Source organism: Streptomyces sp. NPDC001348 (assembly GCF_053597535.1).
Genome location: NZ_JBSFIK010000001.1, coordinates 41400 through 63101 on the forward strand (window position 1 = coordinate 41400; position 21702 = coordinate 63101).

The window sequence follows — 21702 nt, forward strand, 5'->3', positions numbered from 1 at the left end:
CACTCATGTACATGAGTGGCGGAGTTCAGCATCTATAGAGGAGTGATCTCTGTGCGTCAGATCCCCGTTGACACCTCCGGTGCGGTCGTGATGGTCGCCAAGTCCCCGCAGGTCAAGGTTCGTGACCGCCGTACTGGCGAGATCGCCACCGACGCCGAGACCGGGGTGAAGCTGATGACGGTCGACGTGATGTTCGCGGCGAACGAGGAGGTGGAGATTCTGTCCATCACCGTCCCGGAGCCCGGGATTACCGGCGACCTGTCCATGGGCACGCCGGTCGCGCTCACCGGTCTGATCGCCCGGCCGTGGGAGAACGACTTCAACGGCCAGAAGCGGCACGGCATCGCGTTCCGCGCGGTCGCGGTCACCTCGCTCGCCGACACCGCCGCAGGGCCCAAGGCGGCCTGAGCATGACCGGCTTTGCGGTCGCCCTGGTGCTGGTCGCCGTCGCCGTTAGTCTCCTGCGGTGGCGGCGCCCCGCCTGGTACTGGTTGACCTTCGGGGTCACGCTGGCCGTGGTGCGGGTCCTGGTCCGGTACGGCTCGGTCATGGACGCGTGCGGCCTGACCGTTCCGCCGGCGCGGTGGCGGCTCGCCCTCGCCCGTGCCACCAACCGGCCGATACCGGAGTCCCGTCCCCCGCGCATCCTGCGGCTGCGGCCGACCCGTACTGGCCTGGTCCTGCGGCTCAAGCTCCGCCCCGGACAGGACGCCTTCGACATCGCCGCCGCCTCGGACCGGCTGCGGCACTCGTTCTCGATGTACGGCGTGACCTCGCGGGAGCTGCGCTCCGGTGTCGTAGAGGTGCGCATGACCGGCTACGACGTGCTCAAGCGCGTGCAGATGCCGGCCGAGACCGACACCCGGCCGATGCGGGTGCCGGTCGCCCTGCGGCAGGACGGCTCGGTGCACTACCGCGACTACCGGGCGATACCCCACGCCCTCACCCTCGGGGCCACGGAGTCCGGCAAGTCCGTCTACCAGCGCAACCTGTTCGCTGGGCTCGCGCCGATGGACGTCGCCCTCGTCGGCATCGACTGCAAGCAGGGAGTTGAACTCTTCCCGATGGCCCGCCGGTTCTCCGCGCTGGCCGACGATCCCGACACCGCCGCCGAAGTGCTCGATGCACTCGTGGTCCGGATGGAGCGCAACTATCAGCTCATCCGGGCTCAGCAGCGGATCGCCGCCGACGTGCCGGACGCGGAGATCGCCGCCGACATCTGGGACCTCCCGGCCGATCTGCGCCCGACTCCGGTCGTGGTCCTGGTCGACGAGGTCGCCGAACTCGCCCTGTACGCCAACAAGGAGGAGGAGAAACGCCGGGACCGCATCATCACCGCCCTGGTCCGCCTCGCCCAGCTCGGCCGTGCGGCCGGCATCTACCTCGAAATCTGCGGGCAGCGCTTCGGCTCCGAACTCGGCAAGGGCATCACCATGCTCCGTGCCCAGCTCACCGGCCGTACCGCCCACCGCGTCAACGACGAGACATCCGCCAACATGGCGTTCGGCGACATCGCCCCGGACGCCGTCCTCGCCGCCATCCAGATCCCGGCCGAGATGCGGGGGCTCGCCATCGCGGGCGACTCCTCCGGAGGGTGGCACCGCATCCGCGCTCCGCACACTTCGCTGCGACAGGCCGTGAACATCTGCAACCGGCACGCTGACCGGACGCCGGACCTGCCCGAGCTGGCTCCGTTCCGGCCCGCCCTCTCTGGTCCCGCCGATGCCGCCTTGCCGTCGGCCCAGCCTTCCCCAGCCACCGCCTGATCTCTTGCATCCCCCGGTCGGCGCGACCGTCCTCGCGTCAAGTCCCTACCCCTGCCATGCCCAAAGAAGGGAGAACCCGTCATGTGCCCGAACTGCGAGGACTTCGCCCGGACCGTGCTCCTGCTCGGTCAACTCGCCCTGTACGCCGACATGGCCGGCGCTGACCTCGACTTCGTGGAAGCCGTCAGCCCGTCCCTTGCCGTCTCGCTGCCCGAGCCGCCGTCCGGCATGTTCCCGGAAGGCTACGACCCCGACGGCGGCCCGGCCTACCCCGGTGACTCCTGATGGGTTCCCGTCACGGCCTCCGTGTCGACGCGGTGCTGGTTCAGGCCGTCATCGCCGGGGCCCTGTCCTTCGCTCACCTGCACGACTTGGCCGCTGCTGCCGGACAGGACGGCTGGAAGGCGTGGGCCTACCCGGTCAGTGTCGACCTGCTCCTGGTCGCCGCCTGGCGGCGCTTGCGGAGTGAGGGTCCGTCACGGCTGGCCTGGTGCTGGTTCGTCGTCGCGCTGTTCGCCTCGCTCGGCGCCAACGTCGCCACTGCAGGGTTCCTCGACCTGGCCGACCCGCCCGCTCTCCTCCGCCTCGGCATCGCTGGCTGGCCGGCACTCGCCTTCCTCGGCGGCACGCTCCTCGCGCACTCGTCGGCTACGGAGCCGGGGCCAGTCCCGTCGGCACCTGTCGCGGACGCGGAGGAGGCCGTGCCTCCGGCCGAGCAACGGGTCCCGGTCGCCGAACGCGCTTCAGTCACGGAAGCCGTGACCGAGCCTGGCGAGCCCCCCGCCTCTCCGGACCAGGCTCCCGCCCAGGAACCTGCCCCTCCGGTCCCCGCCGTACTGGTCGACCACGCCCGCAAGGTCGCCGACGAGTACCGCACCCGCACCGGTGCCCCGATCGACACCGACACCTTGCGCTCCCGCCTCGGCGTCCCGCCCCACCTCGCCGACGCCATCGCCGCCCACCTCACCTGATCAGGAAGGAGACACCCGCGATGCCCGCTCGCGACAACTTCCACTCCGTCCTCCGGATCGGCCCTGTGCAGATCGGCACGCACCGCGACCGTAACGGCCAGACCAAGCACGCCGCCGTGTGCACCTCTGAGGGCTGCGGTTGGTCCTCCGACTACTCCAGTCAGTCCGCCGCCCAGCTCGCTGCCCGTACTCATCGCTGCCGCATCCGTTAGGAGGCCACCCCCATGCAGGTGCCGCTCTGGCTGGCGCTGCTCCTCGTCGGATACCTCGGAGTCAAGCTCATCCGCCCGCCCGCCTGGCTCATCGCCGTACTGCTGCTCGGCGGCTTTCTCCTCGCCGACAGCGTCCTTGCGCCGGCCATCAACGCCCTCGTCAAGTAGCCCGCCCGCGAGAGGAGACCAACGATGTTCCGCCCGAAGATCCCCACCATGCCCACGCCGACGGGCCTCAGTGCTCCGTCCGCCGTCGTCGAGCCGACCACCGTCATCCCACACGTGGAGACCCCGTCGGCCGCCCCGACGACTCCGACGCCGTCCCGGCCCACGGTCCAGCTCACCCCCGGCACCACGCTCGCCCTCGTCGGGGGCGGCACGGCCGTCGTCCTGGTCCTCGGCGCCGTGCTGGTCTCGCTGCTCCTGGCGGTCGCCATCACCGGCGTCTCGGTCGCCGTCTGCGCGGTCGTCCTGCGCTCTCTGCTCACCTCCGACGCCAAGCGCCGCTGACCGGCCCCCGGGCGGCCTCGATACCGCCAAGCATCCGCCGCCCGGGCGCCGTCCCTGTCCGATCTCGCAACCGGAAGGAACACCCAGCATGGCCCACCGCGCCTCACCCGCAACACCGAGTGCGCCCATGCCCGACACATTGCTTGACCCGATCACCCTCGGGGACGTGCTCCGGGTGGCTTCGGCCTCCGACTACGCCCGCTGGGAGGACCAGATCCGCCGCACCGGTGGCTGCTCCGACCCGATCCACCTCACCGGCTGGGTCCTCCACAAGGACAAGACCAGCGGCGAGACCCTGCACCACTACTCCACCGAGAACGAGCCGGGCGGGCGCCTCCGCCTCGCCTGCGGCAACCGCCGCGCCTCCCGCTGCCCGTCCTGCGCCTGGACGTACGCGGGCGACACCTACCACCTCATCCGCGCGGGCCTGGCCGGTGACCATCGCCGCGACATCCCCGCCACCGTCCGCGAGCACCCCCGTGTCTTCGCCACCCTCACCGCGCCCTCCTTCGGCCCGGTCCACAACCGCCCCGACCATGGCTCCTGCCGCTGCGGCACCCCGCACGCGCCCGACGCCCCGGAGCTGGGCACCGCCCTCGACCCGAACACCTACGACTACGCGGGCGCCGTGCTGTTCAACAACCACGCCGGACAACTCTGGCAACGCTTCACCACCCGACTCCGCCGCGAACTCGCCGCCCGCGCCGGCCTGCCCCGCCGGGAACTCGCCGACCACCTTCGCGTCTCGTACGGCAAGGTCGCCGAATTCCAGAAGCGCGGCGCACTGCACTTCCACGCCGTCGTACGCCTCGACGGCCCGGAGGGACCCGGGACGCCCCCGCCCGCCTGGGCCACGGTCGACCTCCTCACGGACGCGATAGACGCCGCCGCTGCGCACTCCTACACCTCGGTGTCGGTGCCGGCCGCCGAGGGCCAACCCGCCCGTACCTTCCGCTGGGGCACCCAACTCGACGTCCGGCCTGTGAAGGCCTTCGGTGACGGCTCCGACATCACCGAACAGGCCGTCGCCTCGTACGTGGCCAAATACGCCACCAAGGCCGCCGAGAACACCGGCACCCTGGACCGCCGCATCGGCGAACTCGCCGAACTCGACCGCCACCAGGTCCCCGACCACACCCGCCGACTCATCACCGCGTGCCGCGACCTGGACAGCCTTTACCCGGACCGGCGCCTCTGGGCCTGGGCACACATGCTCGGCTTCCGCGGACACTTCTCGTCCAAGTCGCGCACCTACTCCACGACCCTCGGCGCCCTCCGCAAGGAACGCGCCGACTACCGCGCATCCCAGGAAGCCTCCGCCCTCGGCCTCGACGACCGCGAGCCGGACACCGTCCTCGTCCTGGCGGACTGGCAGTACGCCGGCCACGGCCACACACCGGGTGAAGCCGCCCTCGCCGCGACCATCGCCCGCGACCTCCAGACCAACCGCGAGACCGCCCGTGACGCCCTCCGGAACGAAGGGAGCACGGAATGACCACGGCCATCGGCTCACGACGCACCATGCTCACCCTCGCGGAGGTCTGCGAGGAACTGGCCATCTCGCGCTCGACCTTCTACGACTGGCGGGCCAAGCGCCGTGCGCCGCGCTGCATCAAGCTCCCGAACGGCGACCTCCGGATCCGGCGGAGCGACCTCGATCACTGGCTCGACGACCGCGAGGACGCCGCCTGATGGAGACGACGTATGACGTGAAGATCTACAAGATCCTCGCCTACAAGGGCGCCCGTAAGACCACTTACACCGTGCGTTGGGTGGTCGCGGGCAAGCGCTGGCGTGAGCCCTTCAACACGGTGGCGCTCGCCGAAGGCTTCCGCTCCGAACTCATCCGAGCTACAGGCAAGGGCGAGGCCTTTGTCGTCGCCACCGGTCTTCCGGTGTCCCACCGTTCCAAGTCGGCTGCCATGAGCTGGTACAAGTTCGCCGTCGAGTACGTGGATGCCCGTTGGCCTCAGCTCGGCGGCAACAGCCGCAAGAACATCGCCAAGACCCTGACCGCGACCACCATCGCGCTGTTGCGGGCCAAGCCCACCCAGTTCGCACCTGCGTCCGTACGTACCGCTCTGCGTGAGTGGGCGTTCAACACCAACCGGCGACCGGACGCGCCTCGGGACGTGGTGGCCATCCTCAAGTGGGTCGAGCGGAACTCCCTGCCCGTCTCGGCCTGGGAGGACCCGGAGAAGGTCGACCAGATCCTCCAAGCAATCGACACCCGCCTCGACGGCAAGCAAGCGGCGGCCTGGTCCCGGAAGCGCAACCGTCGGATCCTCAACGTCGCCATGAAGTACGCGATCCGGCGGCGCATCCTGCGGACCAACCCCCTGCCTAAGGGCAAGGAGTCGACGGCCGCCACGAAGACCACGAACGCCGTGGACAAGCGCTCCTTGCTGAACCCCGAGCAGGCGGCGGTGATCCTCGACTGGATCCGGCGCCGGCCGCGCGGCGGGAAGCGGCTCCACGCCTTCTTCGCCACGCTGTACTACTGCGGTCCACGCCCCGAGGAATCCGTAGCCATGCGCGTGGAGGACGTGACCCTGCCCGAGCCCGATGCCGACGACCAGTGGTGCGAGCTGCTGATCCACACGGCGACCCCGGAGGTCGGAAAGCAGTGGACCGACACGGGGGAGATCCACGAGCAGCGCGACCTGAAGGGCCGTGCTGAAGGCGAGACACGCACGGTCCCGGGACATCCGGCCCTGACACGCATCCTGCGGCAGCACATCGCCGACGAACAGCTCCAGCCGGGTGATCTGCTCTTCCAAGGGGAGACCGGCGGCATCCTCGCCGGATCAGTCATCCGCCGGGCGTGGCGCAGCGCGCGTAAGGCCGTGCTGCCCCCGCACGTCTTCGAGTCGCCCACTGGGCGGCGCGTGTACGACAACCGGAACACGCGCCTGACGAAGTGGCTCAACGACGGCATCCCGCCCGCCCAGGTGGCCGAGTGGGCCGGGAACAGCGTCGCCGTCCTCCTGGCCACCTACGCCCGATGTATCGACGGGCAGCTTCCGGACCTTAAACGGCGACTGGAGGCCGCGGGCGATCTCCCGGAGCCAGACGTGCCGGACGTTGGCTGATCTTCGACCGGTCGAGAACTTCGACACGTATTCGACACGGCCACCCGCGAAAACCCGGTGACAGCCGTACAGCCCCGGAGTCTGCCCTTGATCATCAGGAGGGCGTCCGGGGTTTCGTCGTAGCCCGTGCTACCCGTCCTGACCAGCAAAAACGCCCTCCCGAAGGAGGGCGGTGCAGGGGCGCCCCCGGCAGGACTCGAACCTGCGGCCAAGCGCTTAGAAGGCGCCTGCTCTATCCACTGAGCTACGGGGGCCGGGGACAAGGATAGGGCTCCCGGATCCTTGTCCCGGTTGCTTCGCCTCCGTGGCTCGATGTGGAGGTTCGGTGAAGCGGTCCTGATAATCGCAGGCAGGTACGAATCGTGCACCGATTTTGGCGTCCGACGGCGCCTGGTGTTGTGCACTCGTTATGCCTGGCCTGTGCCTCCGTCCCAGTCATCCCTTGCGTCCGTTCTGTCCCCTCGGCGCGCAGACATATCTATATGCTTCAGAATTACCCCGAAATTGGGCATTCTTCGCATGTGGTGACCTTGGACGTACGGCCTCAGCTACTCGACGCACTCTCCGCCCTGCGCGACCGTGTCGCCGCCGCACGCTTCCCGCTGCCCCTGGCGGGGGCTCCACGCGCGCGTGCCAACCGGGACGAACTACTCGCGCAGCTCGACGACTACTTGGTGCCCCGCTTGCGGGAGCCCGACGCGCCGTTGCTGGCAGTGGTGGGCGGTTCGACCGGGGCGGGCAAGTCGACGCTGGTCAACTCCCTCGTAGGGAGTCGGGTCAGCGAGGCGGGCGTGCTGCGGCCGACGACCCGGACCCCGGTGCTGGTCTGCAACCCGGAGGACCATCACTGGTTCAGCGGTATGCGGGTGCTGCCGGATCTCACGCGCGCGTGGACGCCGAAGCAGGACGCGGGGGACGACCTTGCCATCCTCCGCGACGATCCCGCCCGCGTGCTGCGGATCGAGACCGCCGACAGCCTTCCGCGCGGAATCGCCCTGCTCGACGCGCCCGACATCGACTCCCTCGTCGCCGACAACCGGACCCTGGCCGCCGAACTCATCTGCGCGGCCGACATCTGGGTGATGGTGACGACGGCCGCCCGGTACGCCGACGCGGTGCCCTGGCACCTGCTGCGGACCGCCAAGGAGTACGACGTCACCCTGGTGACCGTCCTCGACCGAGTGCCCCACCAGGTGGTCTCCGAGGTCTCCCGGCAGTACGGGGCGCTGCTCGCCAAGGCCGGGCTCGGGGACGTACCCCGGTTCACCGTGCCCGAGCTGCCCGAGTCGGCCTGGGGCGGGGGTCTGCTGCCGGCCACCGCCGTGGCGGCGCTGCGGGCCTGGCTCGTCCAGCAGGCGCAGGACGGCGGCCACCGGCAGCAGGTCATGGCGCGCACCGTGTACGGCCTCCTCGACTCGCTCAAGTCTCGCCTGCCCGAGCTGGCCGGGGCCGTCGCCGCCCAGTACGCGGCCGCGCTGCGGCTCACTGCCGCCGTCGACGCGGCGTACGACAGCGAGCACGCACGCGTCCGGGGACGGCTGCAGGCCGGGGCCGTACTCGCCGGGGACGCCCTCAAGCGCTGGCGTGCCTTCCCGCTGGACTGCACCGCCGGGGAACTCCTCGACACCCTGGCGGAGAGCCTGGCCGCGTTGCTGCTGTGCGCCGTCACCGCCGCCGACGAGCGCGCCGACGACGCCTGGCGGCGCGAGCCCGCGGCGGGCGCCCCGGAGCTCGCGGACCGGGATCCGTCCCTGGAGAGCACCGAGCACCGCATCGGTCTCGCGGTACGGCGGTGGCGGCGGGAGTTGGAGGAGTACGCCGAGGACGAACTGCGCGAGCTGGACCGCAGCGTCGCCCCGGACCCGGAGGTCGTCGCCGCCCTGGTGGCCACCGCGCTGCTCGGCGGCCGCCGAGCGCGCTCCGCCGGTGAAGGACTCGCCGAGCGGATCGGCGCCCACGGCGCGCTGCGGCTGCGCGACCGCGCCGGCCGGCTGCTCGCCGACTACGTCGACCGGATCATGCACGGCGAACGTGAACGTCGCCTCGCCCCGCTCGACGCGCTCGAGGTCCACCCCGACCCGCAGGCAGAACTCATCGCCGCGCTGTCCGTACTGCAGAAGGAGAGATGACCGGTGACCGCCGTCACTGACCAGGACCACACCGGCCACATGGAGACCACAGGTCACATGGACCACATGGACCACATCGATCACCCTTCGGAGCGGGAAACGCGGGACGTGCGGGAGACGGGTGACAGCGCCGACCACCGCCCCGAGCGCGAGCACCGCGACGAAGACGCGGAGATCGACCGCGTCGACCGTCTCGACCGTCTCGGGCAACTCGGTCAGCTGGGTCAGTTGAGCCAGCTCAGCAACATCGACCAGCAGCAGCGGCAGACCGGGGCCGCCGGTGAAGCGGCCTCCCGGGACCCTGCGCCTCCGGTCGCCCCCTCAGCACCATCGACACCGTCAGTAACTCGAGCGCCATCGGCAACTCAAGCACCTACAGCAACACCTCCTGCCCCCACGCCCCCTCAACAGCAGGCGTCCGACAATGCTGCCAAGGAAGTCACGGACGCGGCCGCCGCCGAGGTCACCGGTGCGCCGTCCGGCCAGGGCGAGGCCGAGCGGGTGAAAAACGGGAAGCAGACACACGTGCGGGACGACGGCCCCTCCGCATCGGAACCGGCCCCCGATGCCACGGACGTCTGGGACGACGGCCTCATCGCCCGGCGGGTGACCGAGGCCGGTGCCGGCGCTCCTCCCGGCCAGGCCTCCGGTCTCGAGCCCCGGAAGCCCGCCGCGCAGCCGGTGACCCCCCTGGCCTATGACGGCGCGCTGCGCTCACGCCTGGATGCCCTGCGCGAACTCGTCGGCCTCTCCCGCACCCGCCTCGACAGCCGGACGCTCGCGGAGGCGGGCCAGGTCCTCGACGAGGCGGTGGCGCGCCGCAAGCTCTCCGGCCAGCACACCGTCGTCGCCATCGCCGGCGCCACCGGCAGCGGCAAGTCCACACTGTTCAACGCGCTGGCCGGGGTGGCCATCTCGGAGACCGGTGTACGACGGCCGACCACCGCCTCGCCCATCGCGTGCAGCTGGAGTGACGGCGCCGCGACCCTCATCGACCGGCTGGGCATCCCCGGGCGGCTGCGCCGCCGCCCGGTGAACAGCCCGGAGAACGAGGGCCAACTGCGCGGACTGGTCCTGGTCGACCTGCCCGACCACGACTCGGCGGCCGTGGAGCACCGCGAGCAGGTGGACCGCATCCTGCGGCTCGTCGACGCCGTCATCTGGGTCGTCGACCCCGAGAAGTACGCCGACGCGGTGCTGCACGAGCGCTATCTGCGGCCCCTGGCGGGCCACGCGGAGGTCATGTTCGTCGTCCTCAACCAGGTCGACCGGCTACCCGGCGAGGCCGCCGACCAGGTCCTGGACGACCTGCGGCGGCTGCTCGACGAGGACGGTGTCGCCCTCGGGGAGTACGGCGAACCCGGCGCGGTCGTGCTCGCGCTGTCCGCGCTCACCGGGGACGGCGTCGGCGATCTGCGCGAGGCGCTCGGGGAGTTCGTGGCCGAGCGCGGGGCGGCGGCCCGCCGGGTCGCGGCCGACGTGGACGCCGCCGCGGCCCGGCTGCAGCCCGTGTACGCCACCGGGCGGCGTGTCGGACTGAGCGAGGAGGCACGTGAGGAGTTCGCCGCCCGGCTTGCGGACGCCGTGGGTGCCACCGCCGCCGGGGAGGCCGCCGAACGCGCCTGGCTGCGCAATGCCAACCGCGCCTGCGGCACGCCCTGGCTGCGGCTGTGGCGGTGGTGCCAGGGCCGGCGCGAACCCACGACCGGACGACTCCAGGCGGCCCCGCAGGCAGAGGAGGAGGCCACGGCACGCCAGCGGGTCGAGCAGGCGGTGCGTACGGTGTCCGACCGGGCCTCGGAGGGGCTGCCCGCGCCCTGGGCGCAGGCGGTGCGCGAGGCGGCCGTACGCGGCTCGCAGGGGCTGCCGGAGGCACTGGACGAGCTGGCGGCGCGGGCCGGGTTGCCGCCCGGGCGCCCACCGCGGCCGGGCTGGTGGCCGGTGGCCGTGATGGTCCAGGCGGCCATGACCGTCCTGCAGATCGTGGGCGGGCTGTGGCTGCTGGGACAGATCGTCGGCGTCATGGCGCCCAACCTGGGCGTGCCGGTGCTGCTGATGGTGTGCGGCATCATCGGCGGGCCGATCGTCGAGTGGGGCTGCCGGATGGCGGCACGCGGCCCGGCGCGGCGGTACGGGCTGGAGGCGGAACGCCGGTTGCGGGAGGCGGCCGCGGGCTGCGGCCGGGCCCGGGTGCTCGATCCGGTGGCCGCGGAGCTGCTGCGATACCAGGAGGTGCGGGAGCAGTACGGGCGGGTCACGAGGACGGGGACCACAGTGCTCTGACCGCGATGGAAGAAACGTGAACCACTCGTCCGGGTGACGGAGTTCTCCACAGCCGGCCGATGGTCCACAGCGCTCAGCGGGCCCGGCCCGACGGCGGCAGTCTGGCATCGGACGCAGCCGTACGGGACGGGCCCGTACGCGTATCCGTCCGGCGGGAGCCGCCGGGCGAGGGAGGGACATCCACGATGAACGAGACGATGGTGTGCGTGGTGGGCAACGTCGCGACGAAGCCGGCGTACCGCGATCTGGCCTCGGGGCCGTCGGCGCGGTTCCGGCTGGCGGCGACGCCACGCTACTGGGACCGCGAGAGGAACACCTGGACGGACGGCAGCACGAACTACTTCACCGTGTGGGCCAACCGTCAGCTCGCCGGCAACGCGACGGCCTCGCTGAACCTGGGCGATCCCGTCGTCGTCCACGGCAGGTTGAAAGTGCGCGAGGAGACGCGCGACGGGCAGAAATGGATCTCCGCGGACATCGACGCGGTGGCGATCGGACACGACTTGGCGCGCGGCACCTCGGCGTTCCTGCGCACGCCCAAACAGGAGGCGGCACCCCCGCGACGACCGGAACCCAGCTGGGAGACCCCGCCCGTAGACGCCGCAGCCGCGGCCACAGCCGACACGGCCGCTCAACGAGCGCCGGACCCAGTGGCGGTGACGTGACGTCAGCCACAGCGGCGATAACGATTCCGAGTCGGATCGGTGATCCGACGAAATGACCGCCGAGCGCGGTGCGCTTGATCCATAAGATGCCGGGCGTAGCTCTCGGGGCTGCTGATTCTGCTGGTGGGACCGTGCCCCCCACGTCGACGGGTCCTGCTCGAAGGGGAATTTGGTGCTTTCTGTGTTCTCTGGGTTCTCCGGGCTCTCGGGGTTCGTCACGGCGTCCGCGCGGTCCACGCGCGGACGCGGGCCCGCCCGTGTCGCCGCCGCGGCCCTGGTCACCGGCCTGGTGGCCGCCGGGCTGCTCTCCGGGGCCGGTCTGGCCGCCGCGGAGGGAACACCCCAGCAGCAGGCCGGGGCGACGGCCACCATAGGCGGCCTGAAGACGTACGGCGAGGCCGTGATCCACGAGGGCGGTGGAGACCAGCGGGTGTCCGCGGGCCTGTTCGAGATGTCGGTCGAGGGCGGCGGCGCGCTGCAGACGTACTGTGTCGATCTGCACAACCCCACGCAGAAGGACGCCAAGTACCAGGAGACCGCCTGGAGCGGGACCTCGCTCGGCGCCAACAAGGACGCCGGCCGGATCCGCTGGATCCTGCAGAACTCTTACCCCCAGGTCAACGACCTCGCGGCGCTCGCGCACCGGGCCGGCGTCCGCGGTCTCACCGAGCAGGACGCCGCGGCCGGCACGCAGGTCGCCATCTGGCGCTACTCCGACGGCGCCGACGTCGACGCCGTCGACCCGCAGGCCGAGAAGCTGGCCGACTATCTGCAGAAGAGCGCCCGCTCGCAGGTGGAACCCGAGGCCTCCCTCACCCTCGACCCGCCCGCGGTCTCCGGCCGCCCCGGCGGACTGCTCGGACCGGTGACCGTGCACACCAACGCACGCAGCGTCACGGTGACACCGCCGGCGGACGCGGCGATCACCGGCGTCCGCATCGTGGACGGCACCGGCAAGCCGGTGACCTCGGCCTCCGACGGCAGCCGTCTGTTCTTCGACGTCCCCGAAAAGGCCGCCGGCGGCGTCGAGCACGCGTTCATCGGTGGGGGAGGGTCGGCCGAACTGACCGTCCAGGCGTCGACCACCGTCCCGGTCGGCCGCGCCTTCACCTCCGACAGCCGCAGCCAGACCCAGATACTGGCCGGCTCCAGCGAGTCGACGGTCTCCGCCACCGCGAGCGCCGGCTGGGCGGGCAAGGGGGCGATACCGGCACTGTCGGCCGCCGAGAACTGCGCCAAGGGCAGCCTGGAGATCACCGGTGCCAACACCGGGGACAAGCCGTTCGCCTTCGAGCTGATGGAGACCCCGTACGCCATCCCCGCGGCCGCCTCCCGCACGGTGACGGTCCCCCTCCAGGAGGACCAGGCCTACGACTTCACGATCACCGGCCCGAACGGCTTCCAGCAGCGCTTCACCGGCGTCCTGGACTGCCGCACCCGGTCCGCCGAGACGGGCAACGCCGTCCGGACCCTCAGCGAGCCCGGCCCCGCGTCGGTCGGCGGCACGGCGGGCGGCACGAACCTCGCGGCGACCGGCGGCTCCACCGTGACGCCGCTGATCGCGGGAACGGCCATCGGCCTGGTGGTGATCGGCGGCGGGGTGCTGGTGCTGCTGCGCCGGAAGGACGCGCCGGGCTCCCGCTGAGCGAGGCTCTCCGGCCGGGTTGGGCGACCGGTCTGCGGGGACCGAAGCGGTGCTGGGAGACTCGATGCCGTGACGGGCGGCATCCGAGAGATCTTCGAACGGGTCGGCTGTGAGGGCGCGTTGTGCGTCCAGCCGCTGGAAGGCGGCGCCGAGGTCGGCCTGAGCGCCGATGAGCCTGTGGTCCCGGCCTCGGTGATCAAGGTGCAGGTCGCCCTGGAGGCGGAGACCTTGTTCGCCGAAGGCCGGTTGGACCCGCGCGAGAGGGTGACGCTGAGTCCTGCCGACCGGACTCCCGGTCCGGTCGGGATCTCCCTCTTCGACGACGATGCCGTGCTCTCATGGCGGGACATGGTCGTCCTGATGCTGACCATCAGCGACAACCACACCGCCGACGCGCTGCTGCGGCGAGTCGGCGTCGACGCGCTCAACGCGACAGCGGCTCGGCTCGGGCTCACCGGTACCGTGATCGAGTCCGATCTGCAGACCATGCTCGACTCCATCGGCCAGGACCTCGGCTGTGCGAGTTGGCAGGACTCGCTGGCCTGGGCGGCCGGGGCGTCGGCGGACGAGCTGGCGCAGGCCGACGAGAGACTCCTTGCCTCCCGCGCCCTGGACCCGTCGCAGGGGACCCGCACCACCCCTCGCGACATGGTCGAGCTGCTGCGGTTGATCTGGACGGACCAGGCAGGCCCGGCAGCCGCGTGCGAACGGGTGCGCGCCGTGATGACCAGGCAACTGACTCGGCACCGGATCGCGAGCGGGTTCCGGCTGCCAGTACGGGTCGCGGCCAAGAGCGGCAGCCTGGTCGGCGTGATCCGCAACGAGGTCGGCGTGATCTCCTGTCCTGACGGCAGCCGCTACGTCGCCGCTGTGTTCACTCGGTCCCAGCCGGGCTCGGACGACGCCGCGATCAGCCGCGCCATCGGCACCGCCACTGCGCGGGCCGTCACCGCGTTGCGGGACGCGGGTGCCTGAAGTCTGCTCGGCGCCAGAGGCACACTGGGCGCACAGGCCGCCGTCGGCTGCGGAGCCCCAGGTCAGCGGCCCTGAACCATACGCGTTTCCGCCCAGGGGTGGCGGTCGGGCAAGATGGGGTGTTTCTCCCCAGCGGGATACTCAGTCCTCGCCTACCTGCAACAACACAACGACGAAGCCATTGCCGATCCCCGCAACGACCCCGTCGAAAGTGTGCAGGGTGACCGGGTCCCACGCGCGTGCCTGGGCTGAGAGTTCGGTGACATTGGTGTACCAAGCAGACTGTTGCCCGAGCAGACGCACGACCCGCTCAGCTGCTCGATGTGCATGGGCGCGGTCGCGGCGTGGCGTACCCGGGAACACGAGGTCCTCAGCCGCCAGGTAGGTCAGGAGCTCCACAGCGCGCTGACCGTCGATCTGCGAGAGCGCCTCCTCGACCTCTCCCGGCGTGTCAGGACCGACTGCCCCTGCTACGGCATAGTCCCTCCAGGCCCGTTCCGCCTTTGCGGCCACCTCTCGAACGAGATCCGGTACAGATGTGCCGGCCCCAGCGACGACCCGGCCGAAGACGCCGCTTCCCCGTGACAAGGAACCTATGAGATTGCGCAGTTGCGACGCCGTGTCCACTGGACCATGCTCTCACTCCCGACACAGCGTCGGCTGCCGACAAGCGACAACGAGTGGCCGGCGGCGGCAAATGACGGCAGCGAAGACAGACGGCAATAGCCGTCAACAGTTGGTCATAGCGGCGGCGGCAACCGAACCGGACGCGCGGCAAGGGCGTGCCCGCATCTTCTAATCGCCTGGTCGTGTGGCTCAGCTCACGCAGCGGTACGAAGCCAACCGGCGAGCGCAGAGAAGTCGGCGTCTACGAGGCCTTTGGTCGGGTCGACGCGATGGAGAAGCGACGGCCCGGGGTGCTGAGCAGCGACCCAGAGGCGGTCCATGGCGCTGATCTCGTCGTCGGCCCAGAGGAACGGCCGGCGGTTGGCCCACTCGACAAGAGGGCGGGTCTTCCAGTGCAGGCCGCGCGGGCTGTCGTCGGCGGAGACGTCCGGCCAATCCACCACGGGCAGCTTTGGCAGTCCGATGCGTGGGGCGACGGCCTCGTTCGCCTCTTCCATCCACGTCGAGGCCCACACCAGCTGACAGCCCAGGGCCATGAGGCGCGTCCCAAGGTCGGGGTCGAGCCGTCCGAGTAACGGGTTTCCGTTGGGAGAGGTGCCCTGAGAGTCGTAGGCGGGAGCCGACAGGCGACTGGGTGAGAACCCGAACGGGATAAGGGGACCGTCCACGTCGAGGAAGAGGATGGGACGCTCCGCTGCGCTCGTCACGGCGCCACGATAGCCCGGCGAAGCGGGGAGTGACACTCTCGTTCCTGGGCCGTCTGTGGGCCGTGCGAGGGTGCCCGAGGCCGACCAACGGCGACCGACAGTGACAGTCGAGCCTCAGCCGCCAGCGGAAAAGCCCCAGGTCAGAGCCCCGTGACGATACGGGTTTCCGCCCAGGGGTGGCGGTCGGGCAAGATGGGCTGTATCTGCCCACTGCCAGATTTCAAGCTGCCGGACGGTTTCTCTTGGCTGAGTTCATTTACACCATGCGCAAAGCGCGCAAGGCGCACGGCGACAAGGTGATCCTCGATGACGTCACCCTGAACTTCCTGCCGGGGGCGAAGATCGGCGTCGTCGGTCCGAACGGTGCCGGTAAGTCGACCGTGTTGAAGATCATGGCGGGGCTGGAGCAGCCGTCGAACGGCGATGCCTTCATCACGCCCGGTTACAGCGTCGGCATCCTGATGCAGGAGCCCACGCTGAACGAGGAGAAGACCGTCCTGGAGAACGTCCAGGAGGGTGTCGCCGAGATCAAGGGCAAGCTCGACCGGTTCAACGAGATCGCCGAGCTCATGGCCACCGACTACTCGGACGCGCTGCTCGACGAGATGGGCAAGCTCCAGGAGGAGCTCGACCACGCGGAGGCCTGGGACCTCGACGCCCAGCTCGAGCAGGCCATGGACGCCCTCGGCTGCCCGCCCGGCGACTGGCCCGTCGCCAACCTCTCCGGTGGTGAGAAGCGCCGCGTCGCACTGTGCAAGCTGCTCCTCGAGGCGCCCGACCTGCTGCTCCTCGACGAGCCCACCAACCACCTCGACGCCGAGTCCGTGAACTGGCTGGAGCAGCACCTCGCCAAGTACGCGGGCACCGTCGTGGCCGTCACCCACGACCGGTACTTCCTCGACAACGTGGCCGGCTGGATCTGCGAGGTCGACCGCGGCCGCCTGCACGGCTACGAGGGCAACTACTCCAAGTACCTGGAGACCAAGGCCACCCGCCTCAAGGTCGAGGGCCAGAAGGACGCCAAGCGGCAGAAGCGGCTCAAGGACGAGCTGGAGTGGGTGCGGTCCAACGCCAAGGGACGGCAGGCCAAGTCCAAGGCGCGCCTCGCGCGGTACGAGGAGATGGCCGCCGAGGCCGACAAGATGCGGAAGCTGGACTTCGAGGAGATCCAGATCCCGCCGGGGCCGCGGCTCGGCAACGTGGTCGTCGAGGTCGACAAGCTCAACAAGGCCTTCGGGGACAAGGTCCTCATCGAGGATCTCTCCTTCACGCTCCCGCGCAACGGGATCGTCGGGGTCATCGGCCCCAACGGCGCCGGCAAGACCACGCTGTTCAAGATGATCCAGGGGCTGGAGAAGCCCGACTCCGGCAGCATCAAGGTCGGCGAGACCGTCAAGATCTCCTACGTCGACCAGAGCCGCGAGAACATCGACCCGAAGAAGACGCTGTGGGCCGTCGTCTCCGACGAGCTCGACTACATCAACGTCGGTCAGGTCGAGATGCCGTCGCGCGCGTACGTCTCCGCCTTCGGGTTCAAGGGACCGGACCAGCAGAAGCCGGCCGGTGTCCTCTCCGGGGGTGAGCGCAACCGGCTGAACCTCGCGCTCACCCTCAAGCAGGGCGGCAACCTGCTGCTCCTCGACGAGCCGACCAACGACCTCGACGTCGAGACCCTCAGCAGCCTGGAGAACGCCCTGCTCGAGTTCCCGGGGTGCGCCGTGGTCGTCTCCCACGACCGGTGGTTCCTCGACCGCGTCGCCACGCACATCCTCGCCTACGAGGGCGAGTCCAAGTGGTTCTGGTTCGAGGGCAACTTCGAGTCCTACGAGAAGAACAAGGTCGAGCGACTCGGCCCGGACGCCGCCCGTCCCCACCGCGCCACCTACAAGAAGCTGACCCGGGGCTGATCGGTCTTGCGCCACATCTACCGCTGCCCGCTGCGCTGGTCGGACATGGACGCGTACGGCCACGTGAACAACGCGGTCTTCATCCGCTACCTGGAAGAGGCCCGTATCAACTTCTTGCACCGTCCGGAGAAGGAGTTCAAGCAGGGCTCGGTGGTGGCGCGCCATGAGATCGACTACAAGCGGCAGCTCGTCCACCGGCACCACCCGGTCGACATCGAGCTGTGGGTCTCCGAGATCAAGGCCGCGTCCTTCACCATCAGCTACGAGGTGAAGGACGACGACCTGGTCTACGTACGGGCCTCGACGGTGGTCGTGCCGTTCGACTTCGAGGCGCAGCGGCCGCGCCGGATCACCGAGGAGGAGCGGGAGTTCCTCCAGGGGTACACGGACGACGAGGAGGAGGCCGTCGCCGCATGACGGTGCTCCAGCTCGCCGACGAGAGGGAGGCGGCCGATCTCGTCGCCTTCCTCGCCCGGCTGATCCACTACGACCGCGGGGCCGTCGTGCGCCTCAAGGCCACGGGCACCGCGCTCGCTGTGTTCGGACGGCCGCCGTCCTTCGAGGTGCTGGCGATCCGCGCGGTGCGGCTCGAGAAACCGTACGAGGACGGGCTGGACGTCACGTTGGACGTCACCGTGTCCGCGGGCGAGTTCCTCGAGTCCGTGGACGAGACGGCGGCCACGGCCGTCGTGCCGGGCGCGGTGACCGGGCCACCGTGGGCGGGGCTCCTTCCGCCGCGCGGCGGATGGCGGGCGGAGCCGGGGCTGCCGGCCCCCGACGCCCTGTGCATCATGGTCGCCGCCGCTGTCGCCGAGTTCCGCTCCCGTACGCAGGAGTTGGCGCCCGAGCTGCGTACCCGTGCCGAACTCGACCGGATCGGACGGGACATCTGGTCCCGGACGGTCGCGGACACCGGCCTTCCGGTGCGGGCCGTGCACGCGGCCCAGTCGCTGGGGTTCCTGCGACCCGGCGGCGAGGGCGGCCTGGGACTGTATTCCTCCGGCGCGTGGCTCAGGCTGCGCACGCCGTACGGGTCCGTCGCCGTACGCACGGCGGGACTCGGGACCCTGGGCGTCAGCGTGCGCTGACCCGGCTCAGCTCACTCAGCAGTGTTGATCATCGAGGCGGCGGCGTACGTCAGGTAGTTCCACAGCTGCTCCTCGTGCTCCGCGGACAGCCCCAGCTCGTCGACGGCCGCCCGCATGTGCCGCAGCCAGGCGTCGTGCGCCGCCCGGTCGACCGTGAACGGGGCGTGACGCATCCGCAGCCGGGGATGGCCGCGGTTGTCGCTGTACGTCGTCGGGCCGCCCCAGTACTGGACGAGGAACAGCGTCAGCCGCTCCTCGGCCGGGCCGAGGTCCTCCTCCGGGTACATCGGCCTCAGGAGCGGGTCCTGTGCCACCCCCTCGTAGAAACGGTGGACCAGCCGGCGGAACGTCTCCTCCCCGCCGACCTGCTCGTAGAAGGTCTTCTCCTGAAGCGTGCCGCGCCGAATCTCTTTCACGCCCCCATGGTCTCAGACCCGCCGACCGAGGACCGAGGTCCTAGGACCACTCGCCCCGGCCCGCCCCGCGCCGCACAGTGGACGCATGGATTCCGACACCGGCCGCACCGGCTCCCACGCTCTCGGCGACGAGGGACTCGCCGCGCTCGCGCTCTCCGCGCGGGAAGCGCTGGTGCGGGAGATCGACGCGAGCGGGGTCTGGGACACCGACCCGGTGTGGCGGGAGGCGTTCGCGGCGGTGCCGCGGCACCTGTTCGTGCCGTACTACTACGTCGGCGTCATCGGCGGCTACGAACGCAGGTGGGGCGAGAGCCCGGACCCCGAGGCCCGGGAACGCTGGCTGGGCGGGGCCTACGCCGACGCTCCGCTGGCCACCAGGCTGCGCGACGGGGAACTACTCTCGTCCAGCAGCCAGCCCTCGCTGATGGCCAGGATGCTCGTCGAGCTGCGGGTGGCCGACGGCGACCGGGTGCTGGAGATCGGCGCGGGCACCGGCTACAACGCGGCCCTGCTCGCCCACCGGCTCGGCGACGACGACCTGGTCACCACCGTCGACCTGGAACCGGAGATCACCGAGTCGGCCCGGCAGCACCTGGCCGCCGCCGGTCACCACCCGGCCGTGGTCACCGGCGACGGGTCGCGCGGTGTCCCTGAACGCGCCCCCTTCGACCGGATCATCGCCACCTGCGCCCTGCCGTCAGTGCCGCGCGCCTGGCTCGCCCAGTGCCGTCCGGGCGCACGCGTCCTGACCCCGCTCGCCACCGGCCTGCTCGCGCTGACCGTGGCGGACACCGGGCACGCCGAGGGCCGCTTCCTGGCGACGCCCGCCTACTTCGTGCCGCTGCGCGGCGGGCACCGGCCCGAGCCGGGTCCGGCGTCCTTCGAGGGGCTGCCCGCCGTGGCCCGCCGGCAGGACCTGTTCGGTTTCCTGCTCGCGCTGGCCCGGGGCGCCCTCGGCCCCCGGGAGGCGTACGCGCTGTGGGAGCGCGAGGGCATGCCGCCGCGCGAGCGGTACGGCGTCACGGTGGACGGCGACCGCCAGTGGGCGTGGCTGGACGACCCGGAGGGGCCGTACACCTGGCCCCTCCCGTGACTCCGCGGTACGCGGTTATCCGCGCCGGACGGTGATCGTCGTCCAGGCGCCCACGTGCACCCGGTCGCCGTCCTGCAGCGGTACCGGCACGAAGGGCTGGATCGGTTCCTCCCCGCCGTTGACCGTGGTGCCGTTGGTCGAGTTCTGGTCGACGACCGCCCAGCTGCCGTCCGGCTGCTGGACCAGCACCGCGTGCTGGTGCGAGACGCCCGGGTCCTCCGGCGGTACCGACAGGTCGATGTCGGGGGTGTCGCCGGTGGAGTGCCGGCGGCGGCCGATGGTGACCTGGTTCCCGGTGAGCGTGCGCTGCTGCTCGGGCGAGTACGCGGGCAGGTTCAGGCCCGTGGCCTCCGGGCCGGAGCGCTGCATCATCGCCATGAAGTACTCGCGGTCCGGGCCGATGGTCGCCGTCCAGGTGGCCGGCCCCTGCGGCGCCTGCGGGTAGCCGTAGCCGCCGCCCGGGCCGGGCTGGGTCTGGGCGGCACCGGGCTGCGGGTAGCCGTAGCCGCCGCCGGGGCCGGACGGGTCCGTGGCGGACGGCGGGGAGATCACCCAGTCGTCGTCACCGCCGCCGAAGGACGGACCGCCCGACGGCGGGCGGCGGGTCTCCTGCGGGAAGGCCGGCGGGGCCGGCGGACCGGCCTGCTGGAACGCGGACGGCGGACCACCGGCCGTGGCACCGGGACCCGGAGGCGGCGGGGGAACCGGTCGCGACGGATCGCCGCCGTAGCCACCGGGTCCGGGCGGACCGGGCGGGTTGGGCGGACCGGGGCGACCGGCCGGCCCGGACGGCTCGCGGCCGAACGGCTGGGGACCACCCGGGCCCTGGCCGCCACCGAAGCCGGAGGGGCCCTGACCAGGCCCGCCCTGGCCGGGACCGCCACCGAAGCCGCCCTGGTGGGGACCGCCGCCGAAGCCGGAGGGACCCTGACCAGGCCCGCCCTGACCAGGCCCGCCCTGACCAGGCCCGCCCTGACCAGGCCCGCCCTGGCCGGGGCGACCGGGCCCGCCGGGCCCGCGTTCGCCGCCGAAGCCCTGCTGACCGAAGCCCTGCTGACCGGGGCCCTGCTGACCGGGACCCTGGCCGGGACCGCGCTGGGAGCGTTCGCCGCCGAAGTGCGTCGGGCCGGACGGCTCACTGCCGAAGGGGCTCGGCGGGATCGGCTCGGCGGGACGGTTCATCTGGGACGGGCGCGAGCCCTCGTACTCGTACGGGTCACCGCCGCCGTACGACGGGCCGGGCGGCTGGAAGCGGGGGGCGCCCTGGCCGGGTGCGGGCGAGCGCGGAGCGGCCGGGGTGTAGGAGGTGGCCGTGTTGGTCAGGAAGTTCCAGCGGCACTCCTCGCAGAACGGCGCACCGCCCTCCCGGGGCGTACGGCACTGCGGGCAGAGCTCCGGTTCCGGGTTCGGCGCGGAGGACGGATGGCGCCCGCCGGGCCGGCCGCCCTGGCCGGGGGGTGGCGGGAACCCGTACCCGCCACCCGGGGGCGGCGGCGGGGGTGGAGGTACGGCACCGGCCATGCGGTGACCGCAGACCTCGCACCAGTCGTCGGAACCCGACTGGTGTCCGTTCGGGCAGGTCGGCATGTCGGCGCTTCCCCCTCTCTCGCAGGGTC

General features: G+C 71.3%; 23 protein-coding genes and 1 tRNA gene. 19 read left to right on the top strand and 5 right to left on the bottom strand.

Annotated features, from left to right (window positions below):
- The first annotated feature begins 51 nt into the window (after positions 1 to 51).
- From ACWC21_RS00220 to ACWC21_RS00265, 10 genes are all read left to right on the top strand, one after another.
- Positions 52 to 408: an SCO3933 family regulatory protein gene (locus tag ACWC21_RS00220; RefSeq protein ID WP_450876458.1), complete on the top strand. Its 357-nt coding sequence runs from the start codon at positions 52 to 54 to the stop codon at positions 406 to 408.
- Between the two features lie 2 nt (positions 409 to 410).
- Positions 411 to 1766 carry an FtsK/SpoIIIE domain-containing protein gene (locus tag ACWC21_RS00225; protein ID WP_450876460.1) on the top strand — a complete coding sequence of 452 codons (1356 nt, stop codon included), beginning with the start codon at positions 411 to 413 and terminating at the stop codon, positions 1764 to 1766.
- A gap of 81 nt (positions 1767 to 1847) precedes the next feature.
- Positions 1848 to 2051 (top strand): hypothetical protein, encoded by a 204-nt coding sequence (locus ACWC21_RS00230; RefSeq protein WP_450876462.1) that lies wholly within the window; start codon positions 1848 to 1850, stop codon positions 2049 to 2051.
- Positions 2051 to 2737, top strand: a complete 687-nt coding sequence (locus tag ACWC21_RS00235) for a DUF2637 domain-containing protein (protein WP_450876464.1) — start codon at positions 2051 to 2053, stop codon at positions 2735 to 2737. Before ACWC21_RS00230 ends, ACWC21_RS00235 begins: the two co-directional genes overlap by 1 nt.
- 20 nt (positions 2738 to 2757) lie before the next feature.
- Positions 2758 to 2949 (top strand): mobile element transfer protein, encoded by a 192-nt coding sequence (locus ACWC21_RS00240; protein ID WP_397658911.1) that lies wholly within the window; start codon positions 2758 to 2760, stop codon positions 2947 to 2949.
- A 12-nt stretch (positions 2950 to 2961) separates the two neighbouring features.
- On the top strand, positions 2962 to 3117 hold the full coding sequence (locus tag ACWC21_RS00245; RefSeq protein ID WP_450876466.1) for a hypothetical protein: 156 nt from the start codon (positions 2962 to 2964) through the stop codon (positions 3115 to 3117).
- A 24-nt stretch (positions 3118 to 3141) separates the two neighbouring features.
- Positions 3142 to 3459, top strand: coding sequence for a SpdD-like protein (locus tag ACWC21_RS00250; protein WP_450876468.1), 318 nt, complete (start codon positions 3142 to 3144; stop codon positions 3457 to 3459).
- 127 nt (positions 3460 to 3586) lie between these two features.
- Positions 3587 to 4954, top strand: a complete 1368-nt coding sequence (repSA, locus tag ACWC21_RS00255) for a replication initiator protein RepSA (RefSeq protein WP_450876470.1) — start codon at positions 3587 to 3589, stop codon at positions 4952 to 4954.
- On the top strand, positions 4951 to 5151 hold the full coding sequence (locus ACWC21_RS00260) for a helix-turn-helix transcriptional regulator (protein ID WP_450876472.1): 201 nt from the start codon (positions 4951 to 4953) through the stop codon (positions 5149 to 5151). Before repSA ends, ACWC21_RS00260 begins: the two co-directional genes overlap by 4 nt.
- Positions 5151 to 6551, top strand: a complete 1401-nt coding sequence (locus ACWC21_RS00265) for a tyrosine-type recombinase/integrase (RefSeq protein ID WP_450876474.1) — start codon at positions 5151 to 5153, stop codon at positions 6549 to 6551. Before ACWC21_RS00260 ends, ACWC21_RS00265 begins: the two co-directional genes overlap by 1 nt.
- A 181-nt stretch (positions 6552 to 6732) precedes the next feature.
- On the opposite strand, the gene ACWC21_RS00270 is transcribed toward ACWC21_RS00265, so the two are convergent.
- Positions 6733 to 6805 (bottom strand) — tRNA-Arg (locus tag ACWC21_RS00270).
- 267 nt (positions 6806 to 7072) lie between these two features.
- Between ACWC21_RS00270 and ACWC21_RS00275 the strand changes: the two genes are divergently transcribed.
- The 5 genes from ACWC21_RS00275 to ACWC21_RS00295 all read left to right on the top strand — a co-directional run bounded on the left by ACWC21_RS00275 (position 7073) and on the right by ACWC21_RS00295 (position 14248).
- Positions 7073 to 8680, top strand: coding sequence for a dynamin family protein (locus ACWC21_RS00275; protein WP_450876476.1), 1608 nt, complete (start codon positions 7073 to 7075; stop codon positions 8678 to 8680).
- Between the two features lie 3 nt (positions 8681 to 8683).
- The gene (locus ACWC21_RS00280) at positions 8684 to 10963 is read left to right on the top strand and encodes a GTPase (RefSeq protein ID WP_450876478.1); all 2280 of its coding nucleotides are present in this window, start codon (positions 8684 to 8686) and stop codon (positions 10961 to 10963) included.
- 185 nt (positions 10964 to 11148) lie between these two features.
- On the top strand, positions 11149 to 11628 hold the full coding sequence (locus ACWC21_RS00285; protein ID WP_450876480.1) for a single-stranded DNA-binding protein: 480 nt from the start codon (positions 11149 to 11151) through the stop codon (positions 11626 to 11628).
- Positions 11629 to 11809: 181 nt separating this feature from the next.
- Complete coding sequence (locus ACWC21_RS00290) at positions 11810 to 13273, top strand: Cys-Gln thioester bond-forming surface protein (protein ID WP_450877003.1); 1464 nt, start codon at positions 11810 to 11812, stop codon at positions 13271 to 13273.
- 69 nt (positions 13274 to 13342) lie between these two features.
- Complete coding sequence (locus tag ACWC21_RS00295) at positions 13343 to 14248, top strand: serine hydrolase (RefSeq protein WP_450876482.1); 906 nt, start codon at positions 13343 to 13345, stop codon at positions 14246 to 14248.
- A gap of 141 nt (positions 14249 to 14389) precedes the next feature.
- Here the strand turns inward: ACWC21_RS00295 and ACWC21_RS00300 are convergent, their stop codons facing one another.
- Both ACWC21_RS00300 and ACWC21_RS00305 read right to left on the bottom strand, forming a co-directional pair.
- Positions 14390 to 14875: a hypothetical protein gene (locus tag ACWC21_RS00300; protein ID WP_450876484.1), complete on the bottom strand. Its 486-nt coding sequence runs from the start codon at positions 14873 to 14875 to the stop codon at positions 14390 to 14392.
- Positions 14876 to 15069: 194 nt separating this feature from the next.
- Positions 15070 to 15582 (bottom strand): HAD domain-containing protein, encoded by a 513-nt coding sequence (locus ACWC21_RS00305; protein WP_450876486.1) that lies wholly within the window; start codon positions 15580 to 15582, stop codon positions 15070 to 15072.
- Positions 15583 to 15824: 242 nt separating this feature from the next.
- On the opposite strand from ACWC21_RS00305, the gene ettA reads away from it, so the two are divergent.
- The 3 genes from ettA to ACWC21_RS00320 are packed head-to-tail and all read left to right on the top strand — an operon-like array spanning position 15825 to position 18577.
- Positions 15825 to 17489, top strand: coding sequence for an energy-dependent translational throttle protein EttA (ettA, locus tag ACWC21_RS00310; protein WP_450876488.1), 1665 nt, complete (start codon positions 15825 to 15827; stop codon positions 17487 to 17489).
- 6 nt (positions 17490 to 17495) lie between these two features.
- A complete protein-coding gene (locus ACWC21_RS00315) occupies positions 17496 to 17906 on the top strand; it encodes an acyl-CoA thioesterase (protein ID WP_450876490.1) in 411 nt (136 codons plus the stop codon).
- Positions 17903 to 18577, top strand: coding sequence for a hypothetical protein (locus tag ACWC21_RS00320; RefSeq protein ID WP_450876492.1), 675 nt, complete (start codon positions 17903 to 17905; stop codon positions 18575 to 18577). The genes ACWC21_RS00315 and ACWC21_RS00320 overlap by 4 nt, the downstream gene beginning before the upstream one ends.
- Before the next feature lie 11 nt (positions 18578 to 18588).
- Here the strand turns inward: ACWC21_RS00320 and ACWC21_RS00325 are convergent, their stop codons facing one another.
- On the bottom strand, positions 18589 to 18993 hold the full coding sequence (locus ACWC21_RS00325) for a globin (protein WP_450876494.1): 405 nt from the start codon (positions 18991 to 18993) through the stop codon (positions 18589 to 18591).
- Between the two features lie 85 nt (positions 18994 to 19078).
- Here ACWC21_RS00325 and ACWC21_RS00330 point away from each other — a divergent pair, with 85 nt between their 5' ends.
- On the top strand, positions 19079 to 20086 hold the full coding sequence (locus ACWC21_RS00330; RefSeq protein ID WP_450876496.1) for a methyltransferase domain-containing protein: 1008 nt from the start codon (positions 19079 to 19081) through the stop codon (positions 20084 to 20086).
- Between the two features lie 15 nt (positions 20087 to 20101).
- On the opposite strand, the gene ACWC21_RS00335 is transcribed toward ACWC21_RS00330, so the two are convergent.
- On the bottom strand, positions 20102 to 21673 hold the full coding sequence (locus ACWC21_RS00335; RefSeq protein ID WP_450876498.1) for an FHA domain-containing protein: 1572 nt from the start codon (positions 21671 to 21673) through the stop codon (positions 20102 to 20104).
- Positions 21674 to 21702: the final 29 nt, after the last annotated feature.

What these genes read in the sequence shown, in the direction of transcription:
- ACWC21_RS00235 (WP_450876464.1), top strand. Translation starts at nt 2,051, where the DNA reads ATGGGTTCCCGTCACGGCCTCCGTGTCGACGCGGTGCTGGTTCAGGCC.
- ACWC21_RS00265 (WP_450876474.1), top strand. Translation starts at nt 5,151, where the DNA reads ATGGAGACGACGTATGACGTGAAGATCTACAAGATCCTCGCCTACAAG.
- ACWC21_RS00320 (WP_450876492.1), top strand. Translation starts at nt 17,903, where the DNA reads ATGACGGTGCTCCAGCTCGCCGACGAGAGGGAGGCGGCCGATCTCGTC.
- ACWC21_RS00250 (WP_450876468.1), top strand. Translation starts at nt 3,142, where the DNA reads ATGTTCCGCCCGAAGATCCCCACCATGCCCACGCCGACGGGCCTCAGT.
- ACWC21_RS00230 (WP_450876462.1), top strand. Translation starts at nt 1,848, where the DNA reads ATGTGCCCGAACTGCGAGGACTTCGCCCGGACCGTGCTCCTGCTCGGT.
- ACWC21_RS00225 (WP_450876460.1), top strand. Translation starts at nt 411, where the DNA reads ATGACCGGCTTTGCGGTCGCCCTGGTGCTGGTCGCCGTCGCCGTTAGT.
- ACWC21_RS00240 (WP_397658911.1), top strand. Translation starts at nt 2,758, where the DNA reads ATGCCCGCTCGCGACAACTTCCACTCCGTCCTCCGGATCGGCCCTGTG.
- ACWC21_RS00285 (WP_450876480.1), top strand. Translation starts at nt 11,149, where the DNA reads ATGAACGAGACGATGGTGTGCGTGGTGGGCAACGTCGCGACGAAGCCG.
- repSA (WP_450876470.1), top strand. Translation starts at nt 3,587, where the DNA reads ATGCCCGACACATTGCTTGACCCGATCACCCTCGGGGACGTGCTCCGG.
- ACWC21_RS00245 (WP_450876466.1), top strand. Translation starts at nt 2,962, where the DNA reads ATGCAGGTGCCGCTCTGGCTGGCGCTGCTCCTCGTCGGATACCTCGGA.
- ACWC21_RS00330 (WP_450876496.1), top strand. Translation starts at nt 19,079, where the DNA reads ATGGATTCCGACACCGGCCGCACCGGCTCCCACGCTCTCGGCGACGAG.
- ACWC21_RS00260 (WP_450876472.1), top strand. Translation starts at nt 4,951, where the DNA reads ATGACCACGGCCATCGGCTCACGACGCACCATGCTCACCCTCGCGGAG.
- ACWC21_RS00335 (WP_450876498.1), bottom strand. Translation starts at nt 21,673, where the DNA reads ATGCCGACCTGCCCGAACGGACACCAGTCGGGTTCCGACGACTGGTGC.